The organism is Shimia sp. R9_1 (genome assembly GCF_017743775.1).
In the GTDB taxonomy this organism is placed as follows: domain Bacteria; phylum Pseudomonadota; class Alphaproteobacteria; order Rhodobacterales; family Rhodobacteraceae; genus Shimia.
The window spans coordinates 1034627-1057859 of sequence record NZ_JAGHRN010000001.1; the positions used below are offsets into that span (position 1 = coordinate 1034627).

The 23233-nt window shown below is 60.4% G+C and carries 19 protein-coding genes; 5 read left to right on the forward strand and 14 right to left on the reverse strand.

Features of this window, described 5'->3' with window-relative positions; genetic code table 11:
- The first annotated feature begins 41 nt into the window (after positions 1 to 41).
- Positions 42 to 1304 (forward strand): phosphoribosylamine--glycine ligase, encoded by a 1263-nt coding sequence (purD, locus tag J7399_RS04945; protein ID WP_209065185.1) that lies wholly within the window; start codon positions 42 to 44, stop codon positions 1302 to 1304.
- A gap of 78 nt (positions 1305 to 1382) precedes the next feature.
- On the opposite strand, the gene J7399_RS04950 is transcribed toward purD, so the two are convergent.
- The 3 genes from J7399_RS04950 to J7399_RS04960 form a co-directional block, all read right to left on the reverse strand.
- The gene (locus tag J7399_RS04950) at positions 1383 to 2501 is read right to left on the reverse strand and encodes an aminotransferase class V-fold PLP-dependent enzyme (RefSeq protein ID WP_209084440.1); all 1119 of its coding nucleotides are present in this window, start codon (positions 2499 to 2501) and stop codon (positions 1383 to 1385) included.
- A gap of 90 nt (positions 2502 to 2591) precedes the next feature.
- Positions 2592 to 3047, reverse strand: coding sequence for an Lrp/AsnC family transcriptional regulator (locus J7399_RS04955; protein ID WP_209065187.1), 456 nt, complete (start codon positions 3045 to 3047; stop codon positions 2592 to 2594).
- Positions 3044 to 3499 carry an Lrp/AsnC family transcriptional regulator gene (locus J7399_RS04960; RefSeq protein ID WP_209078601.1) on the reverse strand — a complete coding sequence of 152 codons (456 nt, stop codon included), beginning with the start codon at positions 3497 to 3499 and terminating at the stop codon, positions 3044 to 3046. Before J7399_RS04960 ends, J7399_RS04955 begins: the two co-directional genes overlap by 4 nt.
- 131 nt (positions 3500 to 3630) lie before the next feature.
- On the opposite strand from J7399_RS04960, the gene ilvC reads away from it, so the two are divergent.
- Both ilvC and J7399_RS04970 read left to right on the forward strand, forming a co-directional pair.
- A complete protein-coding gene (gene ilvC, locus J7399_RS04965) occupies positions 3631 to 4653 on the forward strand; it encodes a ketol-acid reductoisomerase (RefSeq protein ID WP_209065189.1) in 1023 nt (340 codons plus the stop codon).
- A gap of 73 nt (positions 4654 to 4726) precedes the next feature.
- The gene (locus tag J7399_RS04970) at positions 4727 to 5653 is read left to right on the forward strand and encodes a DMT family transporter (protein WP_247742724.1); all 927 of its coding nucleotides are present in this window, start codon (positions 4727 to 4729) and stop codon (positions 5651 to 5653) included.
- Positions 5654 to 5659: 6 nt separating this feature from the next.
- Here J7399_RS04970 and glmM read toward each other — a convergent pair whose 3' ends face one another.
- From glmM to J7399_RS05010, 8 genes are all read right to left on the reverse strand, one after another.
- The gene (gene glmM / locus J7399_RS04975) at positions 5660 to 7006 is read right to left on the reverse strand and encodes a phosphoglucosamine mutase (RefSeq protein ID WP_209084441.1); all 1347 of its coding nucleotides are present in this window, start codon (positions 7004 to 7006) and stop codon (positions 5660 to 5662) included.
- Positions 6996 to 8015 (reverse strand): dihydropteroate synthase, encoded by a 1020-nt coding sequence (gene folP / locus J7399_RS04980; protein WP_209084443.1) that lies wholly within the window; start codon positions 8013 to 8015, stop codon positions 6996 to 6998. The genes glmM and folP overlap by 11 nt, the downstream gene beginning before the upstream one ends.
- Before the next feature lie 40 nt (positions 8016 to 8055).
- Complete coding sequence (locus J7399_RS04985) at positions 8056 to 8991, reverse strand: dihydroneopterin aldolase (protein ID WP_209078598.1); 936 nt, start codon at positions 8989 to 8991, stop codon at positions 8056 to 8058.
- 125 nt (positions 8992 to 9116) lie between these two features.
- Complete coding sequence (locus J7399_RS04990; protein WP_209084445.1) at positions 9117 to 9758, reverse strand: cell wall hydrolase; 642 nt, start codon at positions 9756 to 9758, stop codon at positions 9117 to 9119.
- 149 nt (positions 9759 to 9907) lie between these two features.
- Positions 9908 to 12400, reverse strand: a complete 2493-nt coding sequence (locus J7399_RS04995) for a putative PEP-binding protein (RefSeq protein ID WP_209084802.1) — start codon at positions 12398 to 12400, stop codon at positions 9908 to 9910.
- A gap of 133 nt (positions 12401 to 12533) precedes the next feature.
- Entirely contained in the window at positions 12534 to 14696 is a 2163-nt protein-coding gene (gene glyS, locus J7399_RS05000) for a glycine--tRNA ligase subunit beta (RefSeq protein ID WP_209084447.1), read from the reverse strand.
- A gap of 9 nt (positions 14697 to 14705) precedes the next feature.
- Positions 14706 to 15917: a sodium/glutamate symporter gene (gene gltS, locus J7399_RS05005; protein ID WP_209084449.1), complete on the reverse strand. Its 1212-nt coding sequence runs from the start codon at positions 15915 to 15917 to the stop codon at positions 14706 to 14708.
- A 12-nt stretch (positions 15918 to 15929) separates the two neighbouring features.
- Positions 15930 to 16451 carry a DUF6446 family protein gene (locus J7399_RS05010; protein ID WP_209084451.1) on the reverse strand — a complete coding sequence of 174 codons (522 nt, stop codon included), beginning with the start codon at positions 16449 to 16451 and terminating at the stop codon, positions 15930 to 15932.
- A gap of 107 nt (positions 16452 to 16558) precedes the next feature.
- Between J7399_RS05010 and J7399_RS05015 the strand changes: the two genes are divergently transcribed.
- Entirely contained in the window at positions 16559 to 17197 is a 639-nt protein-coding gene (locus tag J7399_RS05015) for a MarC family protein (RefSeq protein WP_209084452.1), read from the forward strand.
- An 8-nt stretch (positions 17198 to 17205) separates the two neighbouring features.
- Here the strand turns inward: J7399_RS05015 and J7399_RS05020 are convergent, their stop codons facing one another.
- Positions 17206 to 18135 (reverse strand): glycine--tRNA ligase subunit alpha, encoded by a 930-nt coding sequence (locus tag J7399_RS05020; RefSeq protein WP_209084453.1) that lies wholly within the window; start codon positions 18133 to 18135, stop codon positions 17206 to 17208.
- 152 nt (positions 18136 to 18287) lie between these two features.
- Here J7399_RS05020 and J7399_RS05025 point away from each other — a divergent pair, with 152 nt between their 5' ends.
- Entirely contained in the window at positions 18288 to 20069 is a 1782-nt protein-coding gene (locus J7399_RS05025; protein WP_209084454.1) for a trypsin-like peptidase domain-containing protein, read from the forward strand.
- Between the two features lie 69 nt (positions 20070 to 20138).
- Here J7399_RS05025 and J7399_RS05030 read toward each other — a convergent pair whose 3' ends face one another.
- Together J7399_RS05030 and J7399_RS05035 are read right to left on the reverse strand one after the other, a co-directional pair.
- A complete protein-coding gene (locus J7399_RS05030; RefSeq protein WP_247742725.1) occupies positions 20139 to 21779 on the reverse strand; it encodes a 5-guanidino-2-oxopentanoate decarboxylase in 1641 nt (546 codons plus the stop codon).
- Positions 21779 to 23227 (reverse strand): TrkH family potassium uptake protein, encoded by a 1449-nt coding sequence (locus J7399_RS05035; RefSeq protein WP_209065200.1) that lies wholly within the window; start codon positions 23225 to 23227, stop codon positions 21779 to 21781. The genes J7399_RS05030 and J7399_RS05035 overlap by 1 nt, the downstream gene beginning before the upstream one ends.
- Between the last annotated feature and the right edge of the window lie 6 nt (positions 23228 to 23233).

Genomic DNA, 23233 nt, shown 5'->3' on the forward strand with positions numbered 1-23233 from the left:
TTAGAACGCCCCAAAGCGAAGGCCAAGCGGAAGGCGGCGACATGAACATTCTTATTCTCGGCAGCGGCGGACGTGAACATGCGTTGGCATGGGCAGTGATGCAGAACCCGAAGTGTGACAAGCTGATTGTGGCGCCGGGGAATGCCGGGATTGCACAGATCGCCGATTGTGCGGATTTTGACACCGAAGACGGTGGCGCGGTGGCGGATTTTGTGGCGCAGAATGCGATTGATTTTGTGATCATCGGCCCGGAAGCGCCGTTGGCCGCAGGCGTTGCGGATCGTCTACGCGAAGCGGGTGTGCTGGTGTTTGGCCCCTCCCAAGCGGCGGCGAAGCTCGAAGCCTCCAAGAGCTTCACCAAAGAGATTTGTGATGCGGCGCAGGCTCCGACGGCGGGCTATGGCCATTTCACCGATGCCGAGGCCGCCAAAGCCTATATCCGCGAACAGGGCGCGCCGATTGTGGTGAAGGCCGATGGGCTTGCTGCCGGCAAAGGCGTGATCGTCGCAATGGACGAGCAAACCGCGCTGGACGCGGTAGACGATATGTTTGGCGGTGCCTTTGGTGGCGCAGGCGCGGAAGTGGTGATCGAAGAGTTCATGGAGGGCGAAGAGGCCTCCTTCTTCATCCTGTGTGACGGCAAGACCGCACTGCCGGTGGGCACCGCGCAGGACCACAAGCGCGTTGGCGAAGGCGACACCGGGCCGAACACGGGCGGCATGGGCGCTTACTCCCCCGCGCCGGTTCTGTCTGATGAGATCGCCCAAAAGGCTCTGGATGAGATCATTCAGCCAACCATTGATGAGATGGCCAAGCGCGGCACGCCGTATCAGGGCGTGCTGTATGCGGGCTTGATGATCAAGGACGGCCAGCCGCGTCTGGTGGAATACAATGTGCGCTTTGGCGATCCGGAGTGTCAGGTGCTGATGATGCGCCTTGGCGGGCAGGCGCTGGACCTGATGCATGCGGCAGCTGAAGAGCGCCTGCATGAAGCGCAGGTGAACTGGGCGGATGACCATGCAATCACCGTGGTGATGGCGGCCAATGGCTATCCCGGCTCTTATGAAAAAGGTTCGGTGATTGGCGGGCTTGAGGCGCTGACCTCTGACAGCAAGAACATGGTGTTTCACGCAGGCACCACCAAAGCGGATGGGCAGATCACAGCAACCGGTGGCCGCGTGCTGAACGTGACGGCGCGTGGTGCAAGCCTGCAGGAAGCGCGGGATCGGGCCTATGCCATGGTCGATGGCATCAATTGGCCCGGCGGCTTCTTCCGCAAGGACATTGGCTGGCGCGCGCTGTAAGCGCAGGCGGTTTTGAGAAACGCAAAAGGCGGTGCAGAGGATGCACCGCCTTTTTTTCGTTTTGACGGCTATCGCTTCTTAGAGAACCGTGTCGAGCACTGCTTTCAGCCGCGCGGTGGTGGCGGGCACATCATAAAGCTTGTCCAGACCAAAGAGGCCAAGACGGAAGGTCATGAATCCCTCTGGCTCATCACAGGCGAGCGGCACGCCGGCGGCGATCTGCATACCTTCGGCCATGAACTTGCTGCCGTTCTGAATGGCCGGATCAGCGGTGTAGCTGACCACAACGCCCGGCGCGCCAAAGCCTTCGGCGGCGACGGATTGGATGCCTTTGTCCTTAAGCAGCGCGCGCACGCCGTTGCCCAACGCCCATTGCGCGTCGCGCAGCTTGTCAAAGCCGTAGTCGCGGGTTTCCAGCATGGTGTCGCGGAAGGCGCGCAGGGCATCGGTGGGCATGGTGGCGTGATAGGCGTGGCCGCCGTTTTCATAGGCCACCATGATGTCGCGCCATTTCTTCAGATCGAGCGCGAAGCTGTCAGACTGTGTTTCCTCCAAACGGTTCAGCGCGCGTTCTGACATCATCACAAGGCCCGCTGAGGGCGAGGCGCTCCAGCCTTTTTGCGGGGCAGAACACAGCACATCGACACCCAGCGCTTTCATGTCGACCCAGACACAGCCCGAGGCGATGCAATCCAGCACCATCAGCGCGCCAACCTCATGGGCCGCAGCGGCCATGGCGGCGATATAGTCATCGGGCAGGATCACTCCGGCGCTGGTTTCCACATGGGGTGCAAAGACCACCTGAGGCTTTTCTGCGCGGATCTTGGCCACCACATCGTCGATCGGGGCTGGCGCAAAGGGCGCGGTGGCATCGTTGCCGGTCTGGCGCGCTTTCAGAACGGTGCTTTCAGCGGCAAAGCCGCCCGCCTCAAAAATCTGGCTCCAGCGGTAAGAGAACCAGCCGTTGCGCACCACGAGGGTTTTCTGACCAGCCGCGAACTGACGCGCGACCGCCTCCATGCCATAGGTGCCGCCACCGGGCACAAGCGCTACGCCATCGGCGTTATAGACCTCTTTCAGAAGATCGGAGATGTCGCGCATCACCTGCTGAAAGGTCTTGGACATGTGGTTGAGGGAGCGGTCGGTAAAGACCACGGAAAATTCACTCAGCCCACCGGGATCAATGTCATTTGTCATCTGCGCTCTCCTATCTCTGTTGTGTCGCGTTTAGCCTTTAGCCACAAGAAAGCAAAGTCACATGCTGGCGACGCAGCTGTTAGGCCACGTTCACAGCGGACCGGGGCGGCGCTCTTCGCTGAGCAGCACATTGGCCTCCACATTGCCCACCCCGGGCAGAGTCATAACACGGCGGCGCAGGACGCGCTCAAAGTCAGAAATATCACGCGCCGTGACGCGCAGGCGGTAGTCATACATGCCCAGCACATGCTCTACGGTCTGAACCTCGGGAATGGCGGTCACCGCACGCTCAAAATCCTCAAGACTGACGCGGCCCTTGGTGGCCAGTTTGATGCCTAGAAAGACCGTCACCCCGAAGCCAAGCTTTTCACGATCCAGATCCAGCTTGCGCCCGGCAATGGCCCCGCTGTCCTGCAGCCGCTTGATGCGTCGCCATGTGGCCGGTTGCGAGAGGCCAAAGCGCCGCCCCAAAGCCCCTGCGTTCTGGGTCGCGTCCTCGGCCAGCGCCTTCAGCAGCGCGCGGTCGATATCGTCCAGATCAATCATATGGGCAGGCTCTCATCTGATTTGATGCGCGCCACATGCATGAGCGCCTCAATGTCAGCAATATGGGGCAGCGTCAGGATGCGGCGGCGGTAGATCTCCTGATAATGGGCCATGTCTTTGGCGATCACCGACAGGCGCACATCAACCTGCCCCAGAAAGGTCTGTATCTCGATGACCTCGGCAATGTCGCGGGCGGCCTCCAGAAAATCGTCAAAGGCGCGGGATTGGGTTTTATCAAGGGTCACACGCAGGCTGACCTCCACCGCATAGCCCAAGGCCTGCCAGTCGATCACCGCGCGCTGGCCACGCAGAATGCCCGCCTCGCGCAGCTTGTCGATTTTGCGCGACAGGCGGGAGGTGGTGAGGCCAAGACGGTCGGCAAGCTCCGGCACCGACTGACTCGGATCGCCCTGAAGGTGGCGCAGTATGCGTCTATCGAGATCATCAAGCATGAAAATGACGATAAATCACACATGAAAGAATAGAAACCTCGAAATTATCTCTGATTTTGCCGATCACAACACTCTCCTTCCCCAAAGGAATGCCTATTGTGGCCGCAACATCAAACAGAGGAGCGTTCATCATGCGCGTTTATTACGATCGCGACTGCGACATCAACCTGATCAAAGACATGAAAGTGGCCATCCTGGGCTACGGTTCTCAAGGCCACGCACACGCGCTGAACCTGCGTGACTCCGGCGCGAAGAACGTTGTTGTGGCGCTGCGCGAAGGCTCCCCTTCCGCGAAGAAAGCCGAAGGCGAAGGCCTGCAGGTGATGGGCATTGCCGAAGCCGCAGCATGGTGTGACGTGATCATGTTCACCATGCCCGATGAACTTCAGGCAGAAACCTACAAGAAATACGTACACGACAACATCAAGCCAGGTGCCGCGATTGCGTTTGCCCACGGCCTGAACGTGCACTTTGGCCTGATCGAGCCAAAAGAAGGCGTGGACGTGATCATGATGGCGCCTAAAGGCCCAGGTCACACCGTGCGCGGCGAATACACCAAAGGCGGCGGCGTGCCTTGCCTCGTAGCCGTTGACACCGACGCAACCGGCCGCGCGCTGGAAATCGGCCTGTCCTACTGCTCCGCCATCGGTGGCGGCCGCTCCGGCATCATCGAAACCAACTTCCGCGAAGAGTGCGAAACCGACCTGTTCGGCGAACAAGCTGTTCTCTGCGGCGGTCTGGTTGAGCTGATCCGCTGTGGTTTTGAAACTCTGGTGGAAGCAGGCTACGCGCCTGAGATGGCCTACTTTGAGTGTCTGCACGAAGTGAAGCTGATCGTGGACCTGATCTACGAAGGCGGCATCGCGAACATGGACTACTCCATCTCCAACACCGCAGAATACGGCCAGTATGTCACCGGCCCACGCATCCTGAAGTACGACGAAACCAAAGCCCGCATGAAAGCGGTTCTGGAAGACATCCAGCAGGGCAAATTCGTGCGCGACTTCATGCTGGAAAACGCGGTTGGTCAGCCAACCATCAAAGCGTCCCGTCGTGCAAACGACGAGCACATGATCGAAGAGACCGGTGCAAAACTGCGCGGCATGATGCCTTGGATCTCTGCCGGCAAAATGGTCGACAAAGAAAAGAACTAACGTCTTTTCAGAGACTTCAAAGGGCGCCCTTCCGGCGCCCTTTTTTGTCTAAACGCCTAACTTGTGAGCCCCTATGTCAGAGCAAACCAGCCCACAGATCACTGCCGCCAGCTGGCTTATGGTGGCCTCGCTTGGCCTTGTCTGGGGTGGCACCTTTATGGTGCAGAAACTGGCGCTGGAGCATTTGCCGCCGCTTTGGGTGGCGGCGGGCCGCATTGGTTTTGCCGCGCTGATCACCACGGTGATCTGGCAAATGCGTGGCGGCGGGATGTTCCGCTCAGAAGAGCGGGATTGGGGCCGGCTGATCTGGGTGTCGATGCTGAGCGCGGCGGTGCCGTTCATGTTCCTTGCCTGGGCGCAGCAATATGTGACCTCTGCTTTCACAGGCGTCTCGATGGCCGCCGTTGCACTGATCGTTTTGCCACTGGCGCATTTTCTGGTGCCGGGCGAGCGCATGACATTGCGCCGGACATTGGGCTTTCTGATTGGATTTGCAGGGGTTTTGGTACTGATCGGCCCGGCCGCTTTTGCCTCAAGCGGCAGCCCGCTTGAAGGTTGGGGACAGCTGGCCTGCTTGTCGGCGGCCGCCTGTTATGCGGTTTCCTCGATCCTGATGCGGCGCTTGCCCCCGCTTGATCCGGTGGGCCTGTCGGCCACCACATTGCTGTTTGGCGCAGCTTTGGTGATCCCGCTGGCCGCGCTGCAGCATGGCATGCCCCCGATGCCCTCTGCCGAGGGGCTGGCGATTGTCGCGGTGCTGGGATTGGTGCCGACGGCAGCGGCGGGCCTGCTGCGCATTTTGGTGATCCGAACGGCAGGGCCGGTGTTCATGAGCCTGACCAACTATCAGGTGCCGCTGTGGTCGGTGGTTTTTGGTGTGACCGTGATGGGAGAGCCGCTGCCCGGCTCTCTGATCTGGGCCACATTGCTGATCCTGTCAGGCGTCGCGCTCAGCCAATATGGCGCGTTGCGACGCCTCTTCTTCCCGCGTGGCGGCTGAGCCGCCCTAGGCGACGGCGGCCTGCACCGCATCCACCACGCTGTCCACGGTGCGCTCCAAGAGCTGCGCATCTTCGCACTCCGCCATCACACGCACCAAAGGTTCGGTGCCGGATTTGCGAATGAGCAGACGCCCTTGCCCGGCCAGCGCCTGTTCTGCCGAGGCAATGGCGGTTTGCACCGAGGAGGTCTCCAGCGGGGTCTGCCCTTCGCCGTAGCGCACGTTCTTAAGAAGTTGCGGCACGGTTTCAAAGACTTGAGAGAGCTTGCTGGCGGGCGCGTTGCTTTCCACCATCGCGGCGATGAATTGCAAACCCGCCATCAGCCCGTCGCCAGTGGTGGCATAGTCGGTCATCACGATATGGCCGGATTGCTCGCCACCGAGGTTGTAGCCGCCCTTGCGCATGGCCTCGACCACATAGCGATCCCCCACGGCGGTGCGCTCCAGTCGCAGGCCTTCGCCTTCCATGAACCGCTCCAAACCAAGGTTTGACATCACGGTGGCGACCAATGCGCCGCCTTTCAACTGGCCCGATTTTGCCCAGCGGGAGGCCAGAAGCCCCATGATCTGATCGCCATCAGCCACATTGCCGTTTTCGTCAATGATCATCACCCGGTCCGCGTCGCCATCCAGGCAGATGCCCACATCCGCACCGTGGGTCACCACCGCTTCCTGTGCGGTGCGGGTGCTGGTGGAGCCGCAGTTTTCATTGATGTTATGGCCATTGGGAGAAACCCCGATGGAGATCACCTCTGCGCCAAGTTCCCAAAGCGCCTCTGGTGCGGCGCGGTAGGCCGCGCCGTTGGCGCAGTCGATCACCACTTTCACGCCGCGCAGTGGCAAGGCGCGGGGCAGTGAGCTTTTGACCCGCTCGATATAGCGGAAGCGGCCGTCATCAATCCGCTTGGCGCGACCGATATTCTGCGCCTGTGCGGGCTCCACTCCGGTTTCGATCAGATGCTCAATCTCAGCTTCGGCCTGATCGGACAGTTTAAACCCGTCCGGCCCGAAGAACTTGATACCATTGTCCACGGCGGGGTTGTGGCTGGCGGAGATCATCACGCCAAGATCGGCGCGCATGGAGGTGGTCAGCAAGCCGACCGCGGGTGTTGGCACCGGGCCAAGCAACAGCACGTTCATACCGGTGGAGGTCAGACCCGCGGTGAGCGCATGTTCAAACATGTAGCCGGACAGACGGGTGTCTTTGCCAATCACCACGCGGTGTTCTGTGCCGCCATCGTTGCGGAAGTACCGCCCCACGGCCGCACCGATGCGCAATGCCATCTCGGCGGTCATCGGATAGGTGTTGGCGGTGCCACGCACCCCGTCGGTTCCAAAAAACTTACGCGTCATCTGCGTCTCCTGTTGTCACGGCCTGCCACAATTTCAGGGCCTGACGGGTTTCTTCTACGTCATGGACGCGCAGAATTTGCGCGCCTTGAGCGATGCCTGCAAGGGCAACTGCGATGGATCCCGGCGCGCGCTGGTCCGCAAGCGGAGCGTTGCCGATGGTGCCAATAAAGCGTTTGCGTGACGCGCCCAGCAAGATCGCGCAGCCAAGGCTGTGAAACAGGCTCAGGCGGGCCAACAAAGCAAGGTTATGCGCCTGTGTTTTGCCAAAGCCGATGCCCGGATCCACCACGATGTTCGCACGCGTAATGCCGAGGCTTTGCAGATGCTCAATTTGTGTTTCAAGGAAGTCATAAACATCCAGAAGCACGTCCTCATACTGCGGGTCCTGCTGCATCGTGGCCGGATCGCCCTGCGCATGCATCACACAGACCGGCGCATTCTGCGCGGCCGCGAGGGGGGCCAGTGCGGCGTCAAAGGTGAAACCGGACACATCGTTGATCAGGGCCGCGCCTGCGGAAACAGCGGCCTGCGCCACCTCTGCCTTGCGGGTGTCGATGCTGATCGGGACCGAAAGCGCACTTGAGATTGCGGCAATGGCCGGGGCCGTGCGGGCAATCTCTTCATCAATCGGCACAAAGGCGGCACCGGGGCGGGTGGATTCTCCGCCGACATCAATCATGTCAGCGCCTGCTTCCGTCATGGCGCGCGCATGGCTGAGCGCGGCCTCGGCACCTTCATGCGCCCCACCATCAGAAAAGCTGTCGGGCGTGACGTTCAGAATGCCCATCAGGTTGGGGCGCGCCATCGACAGGCCGGTCACAGCGGTGCGCGGCGCCACCATGTGCTGCAGCACCTCATCGGGCACGACATCAGCGGCGATAATCTCCGCCGCCTGGCCACGGGTGAGGCGTTCAACATGGGTGAACCAGCACCAGCCATCCGCCAAGCGATGCGCATTGGCGGGGCGGGCCACGTCATATTGCGGGATGGCTCGATAATACACAGTCATGCGCGCTGCATGACCAATGCGCCCTCAAAAGGCAAGCGGTTCAACGCGCTGCGGCATCCAGAGACTGATGACGGACCGGAATGTCGGTCTCAAGCGCATGCGCGCTGCCCGAGCCAAGCACCACAAACTCCACCGCCTGCATCTCCTCAGCGAACCAAAGCGCAAGCGCGAGCGCGTCGCTCGGAGGGGCTGTTGGGCCATCCACCGCATCGAGCACAATTTTGGAGGGCGCCCAGACGCAGGTCTGGTCATTTTTCATCGCCCAGTCCAGCTCGGTGCGGGTGTCGACCACCACACAGCGGGAGTCACGGGCCGCCAGCATCCATGCGTTTTGCTCAATGGCGAGTAGATCCACGCGGCGTTGGGTCATGGCGTGGCCGGTTTGAGGCGCTGCCAGATCAGGCGCACCCACACAGAGGATTAGCGGCACATCGGTTTGCAGGAACCCGTCGATAGAGCCCGCGAGCTGCTCGGACATGCGCGCCTCATTAGACACAAAGACAACACGCGGCTGCGGTGCTTCTTCTTCAATGATCTCCTCAACTGGCGCGAGATGCGCCTTGCGGCTGCGGACAATCTCGACCCCCAGAGCACCAGGGCCGCGATCCAGTTTCTCGATGCGCACAAAAACCCGATGGGCCTGCGGCTCAAGCAGGATGCGGTCGGCGACACGGGCTGCAAGGGTTTCCAGCAGGTTCAGACGCTCGGCAGAGAGTTCAAAGGCAATGGCTTCGGTGACTTTGTCATAAGACAGGATGCGATCCACATCGTCCTCGACCACCGGACCAAGCGGCAACACCTCAACCACCACGTTGAAGCAAATCCGCTGGGTGGTGCCCCGCTCTGCCTGAAATGCGCCGATTTCCACCTCAACGGTGTGGTCGCGCAGGGAGATGCGATCAAGCGGGTCATCTGACGAGGTGGCCTCGGCACGCTCAGAAGGATGGGCAAACGCCAATCGGATTTCGTTGCTCATGATCTCTCTTCCACGCGCTGTTGTTTCGATCCCGCCACCGGGCGGTGGTGCGGCCTTTATCAGGCCATGTGCCGCGCGGCCATAGGGCAAACGCGGCACATCAAATCGCGAAACCGAAAGAAGCGTCAGTTCTGAGACAACCGTGTGGGCATCCGGTAGAAGTGATGAACACCAATGGTTGTGGTGCGTTCATAGACACGCGACCAGCGCGGGTTCACCGCCTTGGTGTGATAATGGGTTGCCCCATCCGTGAGTTCCGCAGGCGCGCCGGCAAGCAGAAGGTCGGCCACTTTGCCAACACGCTCATAAGCGCCGTGTTCGCGGATTTTGTCGGACAGGCCATCGCAGTTGTAGGTGAACTGGCACTGATATTTGCGACCGCTCGCAGTGCCCTGATTGATCACGCCACAGACGCTTCCGGGAAAGGCCGAGTGTTCGGCGCGATTGAGGATGACTTCGGCCACAGCGAACTGGCCTTTGACGCTTTCACCGCGCGCCTCAAAATAGAGCGCCTCGGCCATGCATTGCCATTCCGCTGTGCGTTTCTCATCGTTCACCTTTGGCAGGCTGTCGATAAACGCGCGGCTGTAGCTGATTTCGGTTGGCTTAGGCTTTTTCGGCGCGAAAATATCGCGCAAAGTCTTGCCATCAAAAAGTACCAATTGTCGTGGTTTGGTGGAGGCAGATTCGGTCGCTGGTGTCGTCTCCGCGTAGCTGTTGCCCACAGTCAGGGCCGCAGCCAAAAAGGATGCAATCAAGTAGCGCATGATGACCTCGTTTTATGGGGTTTATGACCCCGGCAGCTTTAAAACGGGGGTGTTGTTAACGAAAAATAAACGAAACGTCCACTCACAGGCTTGTCACAGCCAAAACACTGCGCTGGCTCCTAAAGAGAGAGTGTGAAAAAAGTGTTATTTTACTGAAGCTTATCTTTGATCGCCAATTGGGCCGCTGCCAGTCGCGCCACGGGCACCCGGAACGGGGAGCATGACACGTAATCAAGCCCAATCTGCCGACAAAAGGCAATCGATTCGGGGCTGCCGCCATGTTCACCGCAGACAGACAGCGTCAGATCAGGCTGCGCACGGCGGCCACGCTCGGCCCCCAATCGCAGCAATTCGCCCACGCCTTCCTGATCCAATGTGTGGAACGGATCTTCGGGGAAAACGCCCTGCTGCACATAGGGGCTCATAAAGCGCCCGGCGTCGTCGCGTGACAAGCCGTAAGTCATCTGTGTGAGGTCGTTGGTGCCGAAGCTGAAGAAGTTGCAATGCTGCGCAATATCCTCGGCCCGCAGCGCGGCGCGCGGGGTCTCCACCATCACGCCAAGGCGATAGTCAAAATCGCGCGCGCGCTCGGTGCGCACGGCGGCGGCCACCGCATCAATGCGGGTTTTCACCAGCTCCACTTCGCGCTTGGCCGAGACCAGCGGAATCATGATTTCCGGCACAAAAGGCTCGTTGTCGCCACAGGCATCCAGCGTCGCCTCAAAAATCGCGCGCGCCTGCATATCGAGAATTTCCGGCACCGTGATGCCCAGGCGCACACCGCGCATGCCCAGCATCGGGTTGTATTCCCCCAGCGCCTCCACACGGCGTGTCACATCGGACAGCGGCAGGTTGAGCGATTCGGCCAGATCGCGCAGGCCAGCGCGGTCGGTGGGCAAGAATTCATGCAACGGCGGGTCAAACAGACGGATGCAGACCGGACGTTTGCCCATGATATTGAACAGCTCGACAAACATCTCCCGCTGCATGGGCAGCAGGGCCTGCAGGGCCACGGCGCGATCCGCCGAGGCATTGGCAAAGATCACCTCGCGCATGGCGATCAGCTGATCGGCCTCAAAGAACATATGTTCGGTGCGACAGAGGCCGATGCCTTCGGCCTCAAACATCAGCGCGGTTGTGGCGTCTGCCGGGGTGTCCGCATTGGCGCGCACGCCGATGTCGCGGCTAAGATCGGCCCAGCTCATCAGGGTTTGGAAGGCATCATCCAGCGCGGCTTCCATCATTTTGGGCTCACCCGCGAGAATATTGCCGGTGGTGCCATCCACGGTGATCACATCACCTTCGCGGAAAATCCGGCCATCGGTTGCGATGATCCGCTTTTTGCGAATCTGAAACCGCATGGAGGTGGCCCCAACCACACATGGCAAACCTAGGCCCCGCCCGATCACCGCCGCGTGGCTGGTCATGCCGCCGCGCTCGGTCAAGGCGGCGCTGGCGGCGTGCATGCCGCGAATGTCCTCGGGGTTTGTCTCCCGGCGCACCAGAACACAGGCCTCACCGCGCGCCGCACAGGCCTGCGCCTCTGCGGCGGTGAACACGATCCGGCCGGTTGCCGCGCCGGGGCTGGCGGCAATGCCGCTGCCGATCACATCCCGCTCCGCTTCGCTGTCGACCTGACGGTGCAGGAGTTCATTGAGCGCGCGCGGCTCGATCCGCATCACCGCCTCTTCGCGCGTGATGATCTTGTCTTCGGCCAGCGACACGGCAATCCGCACCGCCGCGCGGGCGCTACGCTGCACGCGCACACCGTCCAGAATGTGAATCTCGCCGTTTTCCAGCGTGAATTCGATCTGCATTTCTTCGCGCAGGCGGGCCCGCATCAGCCCGGCATATTCCGTCAGCAACGCAAAGGCGTCCGGCACCTTTTCCTCAAGGGATGCACCGCGCGCATCCTTTTGCAGAAACAGCGCCCCTGCCCCGGATTTCATCGCGTCTCGACCCTGGCTCTGGCTCATGTAGCGCCCGGTGATCTGCGGCAGACCTGTGTCGCTGTTCACCAGCTGGAGCACGCCGCTGCCGCTTTCGCCATGGCCGACACCCAGCGCCATTGCCTGAATCACAAGGCCAAGCCCCGCATCCGCAGGCGCGCCTTTGGCCTGACGCAAGAGCCGCGCGGTGGTGCCTTCCCAAGCGCGTGCCATGGAGCGCAACACCCCGATCAGCTGTGCGCTGCGGTCCTGCGGGAACGGTTCTTCGGCCTCATCCTCATAAGCTTCAAGAAAATCCGCGACCGCGTCGGGATCGGAATTGTCCAGATCATCAAAGATGTCGGGATCCAGTCGCGCCACATGGGTGGAGTAAGACTGAATGAATTTCAGATAGAGTTTGGCCGCCGCTTCTGCGCCGATGGTCTCGCTCAAAGAGGCAAGCTGTTCATCGTTCATGCCGATGTTCAGGATCGCACCGGGGCCGCCCCAATCGGGGTCTTCGGAACTTGGGCGTACGCACAACAGCTGCCCATCTTCAAACGGGGCAAGCACCTGCGCCATATCGGGCTGCTCCCCCGCCGCAAGCCCATGCACCGCATCAAAGGACAGCGCGACGGTTGTCGGCACCGGCAGATCAAGCCGCGCCAGACGTTGCAGACATTTGGCCCGCCCGCCATGGGTTGCAGGCGCCATGGGCGCTGTGGGGGTGATCAGGGTGATATGCGGGTCATTCTGCTGCACTGCGGCACCTATTCATTGCGCGTCGCAGCATAAACCGCATGGGGCGCGAGGCAAGTCTTAGCTGCCTCGCACGTAGAACTACGCCTTAGCCTTCCACACGTGTCAGATCTGCGGCCTGCAGACAGATTGTGCGGATGCGCGACAGAAGGTTGAGGCGGTTGCGCCGCACCACTTCGTTGTCGCTGTTGACCTGAACCGCTTCAAAGAACGCGTCAATCGGCGCGCGTAGCGAGGCCATGTTTGACATGGCTGACGCGAAATCTTCGGTCTCGATGGCCGAAGAGATCGCCCCTTCCGCCCCATCAAGCGCGGCAAAGAGGGCCTTCTCGCTGTCGTCCTCGGCAAATTTCACATCTGCGCCAAAGGAATATTCCACACCGTCTTTCTCTTCGGCCTGGCTCAGGATGTTGTTGGCACGCTTAAAGCCCTGCAGCAGGTTCTCGCCATCCTCGGTGGACATGAAATCCTGCAGCGCGCGGGCGCGGGCCACGAGAAGCGCCAGATCATCGTTGCCGGGCATCGCGATGCAGGCGTCGATCACATCGTGGCGGATGCCCTGATCGCGCAGATAGACCTTGAGACGGTCATGGAAGAAGGTGAGCAGATCCTGAGGCGCTGCATTGGCAATGCCGCGCGCCTGAGCGGCGTGCATTTCCATGTGCTTGGCTTCGTCGCCCTCAGCCGCCTTGGCAGCCGCTTCCCAGTCATCCACTTTCAGCAGGGCCGCAACGGCGGTCTGGGTGATGTCCAACAGGTTGATGCGCAGACCGTTTTCCAGAACAAGACGGATCACACCCAAGGCCGCACGGCGTAGGGCAAACGGGTCTTTGGAGCCGGTTGGCTTTTCATCAATCGCCCAGAAACCTGACAGCGTGTCGAGCTTGTCTGCCATGGCCACAGCCACAGACACAGGGGCGGTTGGCACGTCATCGGATGGGCCCAGCGGGGAGTAATGCTCTTCACTGGCCTGACCAACTTCCGCAGGCAGCTCGGCCGCCTGCGCATAATAGCGCCCCATCAGGCCCTGAAGTTCCGGGAACTCATAGACCATTTCCGAGCTCAGGTCGGCTTTACAGGCCTGCGCGGCCATCTGCGCCAGCATCGGATCGGCCTTCACCGATGGGGCCAGCGTGGTCGCAAGATCGGCAACCCGCATCACGCGCGCGCCCTGGCTGCCGATCTGGGCGTGGAAGGTCACGTTTTCGAGCTTCTCAACCCAAGGCTCAAAGCCCTGATCCTGCACCGTACGCACGTCGTTTTCCCAGAAGAACTTCGCATCGCTCAGACGCGCAAACAGCACCTTCTGGTTGCCCGCCAGAATGGTGGCGCCGTCGTCTTTGGTTTCACGGTTGGCAACGGTCACAAATTTCTCGATGCGGCCGGTTTTCGGGTTCTTCACGGAGAAGAACTTCTGGTGCTCTTTCATCGAGGTCTGCAACACCTCAGGTGGCAGGCCGAGGAAATCCTCTGCGATGTCACCCATCAGGACCACCGGCCATTCAACCAGACCGGCCACTTCGGCCAGAAGGCCTTTGTCTTCGACCACTTCGAGACCTTGGGCAAAGGCCATGTTGGTGGCGTCGTTCCAGATGGTTTCGGCGCGCTCTTCGGCGTTCAGAACCACTTTGCTGCGCTTGAGCTTGACTTCGTAGTCCTCAAAGCTGGTCACGGCAAAGCGGCCCTCGCCCATGAAGCGGTGGCCTTCAGTGGTGTCGCCAGAGGTGATCCCGTCGATGTCGAGCGGCACAATGCTGTGGCCGTCCTCTGCGGACAGAATGCATAGGATCGAATGCAGCGGGCGCACCCAACGCAGGCTGCCTGCACCCCAGCGCATGGATTTGGGCCATGGGAAATTGCGAATGGTGTCTTCGAGCACCTCGGCCACGATCTCTGCCGCCGGGCGGCCCGGCTTGGTGATGGTGGCAAAGTAGACCGCGCCTTTCGGGGTCTCACGCTCTTCCAGATCTTCGCGCGCCACACCTGCGCCACGCAAGAAGCCTTCGATGGCTTTGTCAGGCGCGCCAACTTTCGGGCCTTTACGCTCTTCATTCACGGTCGGGCTTTCGGCCAGCAGGCCTTCGAGCGCCAGTGTCAGACGGCGCGGCGTGGAATAGGCGCGTGCGTGGGCATAGGTCAAACCGGCCTCGACCAGACCATCCGTCACTTTCTTTTTCAGGTCTTCAGCGGCCCGCGCCTGCATGCGGGCGGGGATTTCCTCAGAAAAGAGTTCGATCAAGAGATCAGGCATGACGGATCCTTAGAAGTTCACGATGGTCTGAATAACTACCGCGTTGGCAATATCGACGAAAAACGCCGAAACCAAGGGCAAAACGACAAAAGCGATGGGGGCCGGGCCATATCTCTTGGTCACGGCGGTCATATTGGCGATGGCGGTGGGGGTTGCGCCCAGTGAGAAGCCGGCAAAGCCCGCTGCCAGCACCGCCGCCGTGTAGTTGCGCCCGAGGGCATAGAACAGGATCACAATCACCAGCGCGATGGTGGCCGCGGTCTGCACCACAAGGGTGACAACAATCGCCCAGCCCGCCTCGCTCAGGGTGGAGAAATCCATGGTCATCAGCGAGATCGCCAGAAAGGTGCCAAGCGCAAATTCCGAGACAATGGCCAAGCTAGGCGTCCGCGCAACAGAAGGGATCTTGGGCGCCAGAATGGGCCGCAGGTTGGCCAGAATGATGCCGCTGATCAGACAGGGCACAAACAAAGGCAGCATCAGCCCCAGCTGTTGCAGCACGCCATGCATGGCGTAGCCCAGAATAATCGCCAGATGCAGCGCCAACATTACCCGCATCAGGCTCACATGGGTGATTTCCAGGCCGTCGCGCTCATCCTCATAAGCCACGCCAACCACGTCGCCGTCATCGGGGCGGCTGGGCGAGAGATTGTGGCGCGAGATCAGATATTTTGCGATTGGGCCGCCAATCAGTGAGGCGGCAATCAGCCCAAGGGTCGCCATCGCCACGCCCAGTTCCGGGGCGCTGGCAAAGCCGGTGACTTCGGCCACATTGGGCGACCAGGCAATCGCCGTGCCATGCCCGCCAATCAGCGAAGCCGAGCCAAAGAGCACGCCGGTTTGCGCAGGCAGACCAAAGAGCTGCGCGCCTGCGATGCCAACGACATTCTGAATGAGGATCGTACCAAGCGTCAGCACCAGCAGCAAAAGCAACACCCGCCCGCCCAGCAAAAGATCAGACAGGCGCGCATTGAGGCCGATGCCCGCAAAGAACAGCACCAGAAGATAGTCCCGCGCGGCGACCTCAAAATGCAGCGATTGCCCTGACAGCGCGGCATAAATCGCAAAGCAGGTCGAGGCGATCAGCCCGCCGGTGACAGGCTCGGGAATGTTGAATTCCCGCAGAAAGGCCACTTCGCGCGTCAGGCGCGCGCCCAGCAGGTAAACTGCAAAGCCAAGTGTCGAGGTGATGAATTCGGGGAAGACAAATATCTCAGGCACTTGGCTGTGCTCCTACTGTTTTGACGGGCAGTGATCCGGCAAAGGTTTTCCGTCAAAGGCGATTTCGCCACAGGCGTTGATTTCGTTCCAGGCAAATCCACGCCCATCGGGCAGAATGGCGACGATGCGGTCAATACCGTATTGCACCTCTTTTTCACCCAAAAACGCGAGCGCCTCGCCACTTTCCAGCGCCGCGCCGATCTCTTTGGCGTCAAAACAGTCAAACCAGCCCGGCGCATTGCGCGGCTCCGCCTTCTCCAGCAGCATGTAGGTTTCTGTCAGCAGCGGTGCGCCCATGGGGGTGGTGAAACAGGCGCGATAGCGGATCGGGGAGCTTTCGCTATCAATCGCCTTGAAGTCCTCATAGAGAATGGGCTCCGGCTGTTCGCTGACCAGCAGGGTGAGCTGCACGTCATCTTTGAGGTCAGACACGCGCACCTCGTCGTAGTAGCCATAGATTTGCAGCCAATACATGGCGATCCCGCCCACCAAAGCTGTCAGCACGATCACACCTCCCAGCAATTTGCCCGTCATGCGGTTGCCCCCTGAATTTCCGTCAGGCTTATGTTGCGCGAAACCGCTGCGCGGCGCACAGTCAAAGCCAAGTGATTGAGTTGATTTGAACCTACCAAGAGATTGTGATGCCCGATAGCTTTGCCGTGGCCATGTTCGGGGCCCTTTTTGCGGTCATGAACCCGTTTGTAAATCTCCCGATTTTCCTGAGCCTGACAGAGGAGCTTGCGCCCCCCGCGCAGCGCAAAACCGCGCTTCAGGTGGTGGTCTACACCAGCATTGCCTGCGCGATTGTCGCCGTGGCGGGCTCCGCCATCCTCGATTTTTTTGGCATTTCGGTGGACGCGTTTCGCGTCGCGGGTGGGCTGGTGCTGTTGCAGATCGGCTTTCACATGCTGAACGGCAACAACAGCAGCGCGCATCATGGCACCGAACATGAGCAAGCCGCCGTGGCCAAGGCGCCGGTGGAGAGCATCGCGTTTTATCCGATGACCTTCCCCATGCTGGTGGGCCCCGGCACGATGACCACACTGATTCTCTATGCCCATCAGGCCAGTGGCGCGACCGGCTGGGCGATTTACGCGGCCTGCGTTGCGCTGGTGGTCGGGCTTTTGGCGGTGGTGTTCCTGTTTGCAGGCAATATTGGCAAGCATCTGAGCGCCACGGCGCGCACCATTATGACGCGCCTTATGGGGCTGATCCTGATCGCCATCGCGATTGAAATGGTCGCGGACGGCGTGAAAGTGCTGTTGCCGGGCTTTGCCTAGCATAAGCCTCACGCCGCGTAGCCACCTGCCTCTGTCTGCACAAACGCATCCGCGCATTGTTTGGCCAGCGCGCGCACGCGGCCGATATAGGCCTGACGCTCGGTGACAGAAATCACCCCACGTGCATCGAGCAAATTGAACAGGTGGGAGGCCTTGATGCACTGGTCATAGGCCGGATGCGCCATGATGATGCGCTTGCCGGTTTTGGGATCCATATACTCCTGCGCGAGGATCTTCTCGCACTCGGCCTCGGCCTCTTCAAACTGTTTGAGCAGCACGTCGGTGTTGGCCACGTCAAAGTTCCAGCGGCTGTATTCCTGCTCGGTCTGCTTGAAAACGTCGCCATACTTCAACGCAATAGGCGCATCTGGGCTGTTGAAAGGCATATCCATCACATGATCGACGCCCAAAACATACATGGCCAGACGCTCCAGACCATAGGTCAGCTCACCGGACACAGGATGGCAATCGTGCCCTCCGACCTGCTGGAAATAGGTGAACTGGCTGACTTCCATCCCGTCACACCAGACTTCCCAGCCAAGGCCCCACGCGCCAAGGGTCGGGCTTTCCCAGTCATCCTCAACAAAGCGGATGTCGTGCATTTCCATGTCGATGCCGATGGCCTCAAGGCTGCCAAGATAAAGCTCCTGCAGGTTGGGCGGGCTCGGTTTGATCAGCACCTGATACTGGTAGTAGTGCTGCAGGCGGTTTGGGTTCTCCCCATAGCGCCCGTCGGTCGGACGGCGCGACGGCTGCACATAGGCTGCGGCCCAGGATTTGCTGCCCAGAGAGCGCAAGGTGGTGGCCGGGTGGAACGTGCCTGCGCCCACTTCCATGTCATAGGGTTGCATGATGGCACAGCCTTTTTCGGCCCAGTAATTCTGAAGCCGCAGAATGATCTCCTGAAAGCTGCGAGGTTTGCTGTCGCTATGTGCCATTTTTATGCCCCTTACAAACGCGGGTCTTGCTTATGCGCAACCCTTCGCGGGGTCAATTGCAGCATGGCGTAAAATAGAGGTGCATGAGTACAAGAACCTGTTAAACAGGCCGAGAACTACCAACGTCACGAGTTTTAGGGACTACGACCACTATGTTGCGCACTGTTTTGTCGCTGTTTGCGGCGCTCATTTTCAGCGTTTCCGCCCTCTTCGCACAGTCTTCTCAGGATGACATCGTCTGGGTCCAGCTGGAAGCCCGCCCAAGCCTCACCGAAGCCAGCGCCAATATTCGCGGCTATGCCCAACGGATGGATGACGTAAACGGATTCTCGCTTGGCGGCGGCTGGTATGCGGTGGCACTGGGGCCATACCGCCGGGAAGACGCCGAGAACGTGCTGCGGGTGTACCGCTCTGAAGGGTTGATCCCGATTGACAGCTACATCGCCCTGTCCCGCGACTATCGCAGCCAGTTCTGGCCTGTGGGGGCCAATCTGCTGACCAATCCGGAAAGCATCACGCCGGGCGCGCAGGCTGAGCAGAGCGCCAGCGTGGAGATCACCGAGCAACCGGTTGAAGCCACTCCTGAGCCAACACAGCCTGTGGTGCAGCAGCTGCCGGATGAAACCGTGGGCCAAGCCCGCGCCAGCGAAGCTCAGCTGACTCGCGCAGAAAAGATGCGCCTTCAGGAATGGCTGCAGTGGGCCGGTTACTACAATTCCGCAATTGACGGCGCCTTTGGCCGTGGCACCCGCGCCTCCATGGCGAATTGGCAAGCCGACAACGGGTTTGACGCAACCGGCGTTCTGACCACGCGTCAGCGCGACACGCTGCGCCAGCAATATTACGCCGTGCTGGAAGGCATGGACCTTCAGGTGGTGCGCGATCTGGACGCGGGCATTGAGATGCTGGTGCCGCTGGGCGCCGTGTCCAAGACAGGTGCTGAATACCCGTTTGTGCAATATGAGGCGGCAAACGGCCCTGCGAAGGTGCTGCTGATCAGTCAGGCAGGCGATCAGAACACGCTGTTTGGCCTCTATGACATCATGCAGACGCTCGAAATCGTGCCGCTGAACGGACCGCGTGAGCGCAAGAAAAGCAGCTTCGTTTTGACCGGTCAGAACGGTCAGGTGATCAGCCACACAGAGGTGTCGCTGGAGGATGGCGAAGTCAAAGGCTTCACGCTGGTCTGGCCCAATGGCGATGAAGAGCGCCGCAAACGTATCCTTGGCGAAATGCGCGCAAGCTTCACCCGTCTTGGCGGCACTCTGGATCCGGCCGCGGGCGACAGCACCGCGCAGGACATCGATCTGCTGGCGGGGCTTCAGATCCGCAAACCCAAGCAATCACGCTCCGGCTTCTTCATTGACCGCAACGGCCATGTGCTGACCACTGCGGAAGCGGTGCAGAGCTGCTCCAAGATCACCATCGAAGAAGATTACGACGCCAAGGTCGCCGTGCTGGATGAGGCGCTTGGCGTTGCCATTCTCGCCCCCGTGAGCCCGCTCGCGCCGATTGATGTGGCCGCATTGCGCGACGGTGCGCCGCGTATCCAATCGGATGTGGCAGTGGCTGGCTACTCCTTTGAAGGCGCGCTGGGAGCCCCCACCGTGACCTTTGGCAAACTGGCGGACGTGAAAGGCCTGCGCGGTGAGCGCGAGCTGGCACGGCTGGCGCTTGAGATCGAACCCGGCGACTGGGGCGGCCCGGTGTTTGACGCAGGCGGCGCGGTTTTTGGCATGCTGCTGCCACGGGATGCCCAGAGCGCCCAGCAGCTGCCAAGTGACGTGAACTTTGCCGTCAACTCTGATGCGCTGCGCGCCTTGCTGGCGCAAGAAGGCATCAACGCGGGTCTGGCAAGCAGCGCCCAAAGCCTCGCGCCTGAGGATCTCAGCAAACGCGCCAGCGACATGACTGTACTGGTCAGCTGCTGGTAAGACCTCTCCCCCTCACATGCAAAAGGCGGCCCCAAATGGAGCCGCCTTTTTTGTTTAAATACGCTCCTCTTAGCGGGCGGACAATGCGGATGTCATGCGGATCAGGGTTGGACGATCTGCTTCAAACGCCTTGGTCAGAGCCTGCTGGAGCTCTTTGAGCGAAGCGGGTTCCTGCGCCAGACAGCCATAGCTTTCCGCGAGCTGACAGAAATTCGGATTGTGCGCGATCACCGCATTCGGGGCGATCTGGCTTTCGACCATACTGTCTTCGATCTCTTTGAGCTTGTGGTTGTCCCACAGAAGGATCGGGATCGGCAGCTTCATCTCCACGGCGGCGCCAAGTTCCTGCACGGTGTACTGAAAGCCATAGTCACCCGCGATGCAGACCGTGGGTTTGCCAGGACGCGCCATTGCGCCGCCAATGGAGGCAGGCAGCGCATAACCCAGCGTCCCAAAGCCGGTGGGGTGATGCCAAAACCCAGAGCAAGGCATGTGCCAAACCTCTTTGGCGACATAGGCAAACTGTGTCATATCCGAATAGATCATCGCCTCATCCGGCATCACATCGCCAAGCGCATCGCAGATCTCTGCAATTCCGGGACGCTCTGCATCCGTTTCAGCGCGGAAGCGGGCCTTGGTTTTGGCGATCTCTGCGACATCCCACTTGGGCGTTGCGGCTGCCTCCGGGAGAGTGCTCAACAAGGCCTCGACAAATTGTTTGCCGTCACATTGGAAGGTGATGTCAGCGCGGTGGCGGTCGGCCAAGACTTCTGGATCGACATCAACCCGCACCAAACTGCCCTGATGGCCCAATGTGTCGCGCCACAGGTCACATTCAGATAGTTCCGTCCCAATGGCGATCACCAGATCCGCACCACCAATGATGCGCTCGCTTTCGCCGCGACCGAGATAGGTGCCAAAGCTCAGAGGCTCATCCGCAGACAGCAGGCCACAGCCCGCGTAGGTCATGAACGCCGCTGCTCCGCTGCGTCGCAGCAGCTCGCGCACGGCGGCATCCACCGTGGCGTTGCGCGCATGCTGCCCGTGCGCCACCAATCCGCCGCCAAAGACAAAGAGCGGTTTTCGTGCAGCTGCGAGCTTATCCTCCAAACCTGCCAGATTTGGCGCGCCAGAAACGCTGGACTCTGCGCTGACGGCACCGGGGGCATGCGCGCTCGCCTCAACCGCCATGCTGCCAAGAAGACCAATGGGCACCTGAATGTGTTTGGGGCGCTGCCGTTTGCCCTCAAATTCCACAAAGGCACGGTCGATCAGATCATAGGCGGCGCGGGCTGTGCGCGCCTCTTCAGACCAGTCACACACGGTGGCAGCTGCCCCGCGCTGATCGCGCATCTGGTGAAGCTGCCCGCGATGGCCCACGTGTTCGTCCAGACAGCTGGAAAGAGTCAGCACCGACACGCTGTCGGAATAGGCCTGCCCTAGAGGGGTCAGAATATTGCAGAGCCCCGGACCGGTGATCACATAGGCCATCCCCGGCTTGCCGCTCGCACGGGCATAGCCGTCAGCCATAAAGCCCGCGCCCTGCTCATGGCGCGCCAGCACATGGGTGATGCCCGCCTCTTCAATGCCGCGGTACATCTCCACATTGTGCACGCCGGGGATGCCAAAAATCACATCCACGCCACGCGCTTTCAACATGTGCGAAATCTGCGCTCCCAAGGGGCGCATCTCCTGCCCAGTCGTTGCCATCAGGCCCTCCAGAATTGAACTGTAAAGAGAACAAACACCGCCAGCAGCTCCAGCCGGCCCAGCAACATACCAGCCGACAGAAGCCATTTGGCCGTGTCATTGAGAGATGAGAAATTGCCCGCAGGGCCGATAATGTCGCCAAGCCCCGGCCCGATATTGGCAATCGCGGAGGCCGCGCCGGAGAGCGAGGTGACAAAATCAAGACCGGTCATGCTCAGAAGCACAGCCAACGCGCCAAGGCTCACGGTGAAGAAGACAAAGAAGGTCATCACCGAGTTCAGCGCCTCTTCGTCCACCTTGCGGCCCTGATAGCGCAGGATGAAGACGCCTGAGGGGTGCTGAATGCGGCGCAGCTGTACACGGATCGCAGAGAAGAGCAGCTGATAGCGGAAGATTTTCACCGAACAGGCGGTGGAGCCCGCGCAGCCGCCGATCAAGCCGATAAAGAAAAACATGGCGACGATGAAAGAGCCCCAGTTCATGTAGTCGACACTGGCATAGCCGGTGCCGGAGATGATGGAGGTGATGTTAAAGAGCGCCTCGCGGAAGGCCTGTTCCCAGCTGTGGGGGAAGAAGGTGGTCAGGATCAGCGTGAACATCACCACCAGAATGGCAATGGTCAGCAGAAAGAGGCGCACCTGACTGTCTTTGAACAGCGGCGTTGTGTTGCCGTTGACCATTTGCACATAGCGCACAAACGGCAGGGCGGAGAGGATCATGAACAGCGTGGCGACATATTCCAGCGGGCCGGAAAACGCCCCAAAGGACGCATCATAGGTGGAAAAACCACCCGTGGAGATCGTGGTCAGCGCATGGACCAAAGCATCAAAGGGCGCCATGCCCATGACGATATAGGCGAGCATGCAGGCAAAGGTCAACCCCGCGTAAATGGTTGAGATCTGGCCCGAAATGGCCGTGGCACGGGGCAGGATCTTGCCCATGGTATCAAAGCCCTCAGAGCGGAAGATCTGCATCCCGCCGACCCGCAATTCGGGCAAAAAGACCATGGCGACCACAATGATGCCGATACCGCCAAGCCATTGCAGCAAGCCCCGCCACAACAGCATACCGCGCGGCAGCTCCTCCAGACCGGAAAACACGGTGGCACCGGTCGTGGTCAGTCCGCTCATCGATTCAAAGACCGCATCCACCACACGCGCCTCTGTTGCGCCAAACATGAAAGGCAGCGCGCCAAACAGCGGCAGGGCCAGCCAGACACCGGTGGTCAGTAGGAAGGTCTGTTGCAGGGTCAGCCCGTTGCCGCGCCCGTTGTGACAGGACAGCGACACCAGCACGCCCGTCAGACAGGTCACAACAGCACTGACAAAAAAGGCTTCCCAATGGCGGGTGCCGTCAATCAGGTCCACCGCCATGGGCACGAACATGGTCGCCCCCAAAATGGCCACCAGCAGGCCGATGACATATCCAACAGGTCGCAAGTCTAGCATGGGCGC

What these genes read in the sequence shown, in the direction of transcription:
- J7399_RS04970 (WP_247742724.1), top strand. Translation starts at nt 4,727, where the DNA reads ATGTCAGAGCAAACCAGCCCACAGATCACTGCCGCCAGCTGGCTTATG.
- J7399_RS04995 (WP_209084802.1), bottom strand. Translation starts at nt 12,400, where the DNA reads ATGGCGCCTGCAACCCATGGCGGGCGGGCCAAATGTCTGCAACGTCTG.
- J7399_RS04955 (WP_209065187.1), bottom strand. Translation starts at nt 3,047, where the DNA reads ATGATTGATCTGGACGATATCGACCGCGCGCTGCTGAAGGCGCTGGCC.
- J7399_RS04990 (WP_209084445.1), bottom strand. Translation starts at nt 9,758, where the DNA reads ATGCGCTACTTGATTGCATCCTTTTTGGCTGCGGCCCTGACTGTGGGC.
- J7399_RS04950 (WP_209084440.1), bottom strand. Translation starts at nt 2,501, where the DNA reads ATGACAAATGACATTGATCCCGGTGGGCTGAGTGAATTTTCCGTGGTC.
- J7399_RS05035 (WP_209065200.1), bottom strand. Translation starts at nt 23,227, where the DNA reads ATGCTAGACTTGCGACCTGTTGGATATGTCATCGGCCTGCTGGTGGCC.
- J7399_RS05010 (WP_209084451.1), bottom strand. Translation starts at nt 16,451, where the DNA reads ATGACGGGCAAATTGCTGGGAGGTGTGATCGTGCTGACAGCTTTGGTG.
- J7399_RS05020 (WP_209084453.1), bottom strand. Translation starts at nt 18,135, where the DNA reads ATGGCACATAGCGACAGCAAACCTCGCAGCTTTCAGGAGATCATTCTG.
- glmM (WP_209084441.1), bottom strand. Translation starts at nt 7,006, where the DNA reads ATGACGCGTAAGTTTTTTGGAACCGACGGGGTGCGTGGCACCGCCAAC.
- glyS (WP_209084447.1), bottom strand. Translation starts at nt 14,696, where the DNA reads ATGCCTGATCTCTTGATCGAACTCTTTTCTGAGGAAATCCCCGCCCGC.
- J7399_RS04960 (WP_209078601.1), bottom strand. Translation starts at nt 3,499, where the DNA reads ATGCTTGATGATCTCGATAGACGCATACTGCGCCACCTTCAGGGCGAT.
- J7399_RS04985 (WP_209078598.1), bottom strand. Translation starts at nt 8,991, where the DNA reads ATGAGCAACGAAATCCGATTGGCGTTTGCCCATCCTTCTGAGCGTGCC.
- folP (WP_209084443.1), bottom strand. Translation starts at nt 8,015, where the DNA reads ATGACTGTGTATTATCGAGCCATCCCGCAATATGACGTGGCCCGCCCC.
- J7399_RS05015 (WP_209084452.1), top strand. Translation starts at nt 16,559, where the DNA reads ATGCCCGATAGCTTTGCCGTGGCCATGTTCGGGGCCCTTTTTGCGGTC.
- J7399_RS05030 (WP_247742725.1), bottom strand. Translation starts at nt 21,779, where the DNA reads ATGGCAACGACTGGGCAGGAGATGCGCCCCTTGGGAGCGCAGATTTCG.
- ilvC (WP_209065189.1), top strand. Translation starts at nt 3,631, where the DNA reads ATGCGCGTTTATTACGATCGCGACTGCGACATCAACCTGATCAAAGAC.
- purD (WP_209065185.1), top strand. Translation starts at nt 42, where the DNA reads ATGAACATTCTTATTCTCGGCAGCGGCGGACGTGAACATGCGTTGGCA.
- J7399_RS05025 (WP_209084454.1), top strand. Translation starts at nt 18,288, where the DNA reads ATGTTGCGCACTGTTTTGTCGCTGTTTGCGGCGCTCATTTTCAGCGTT.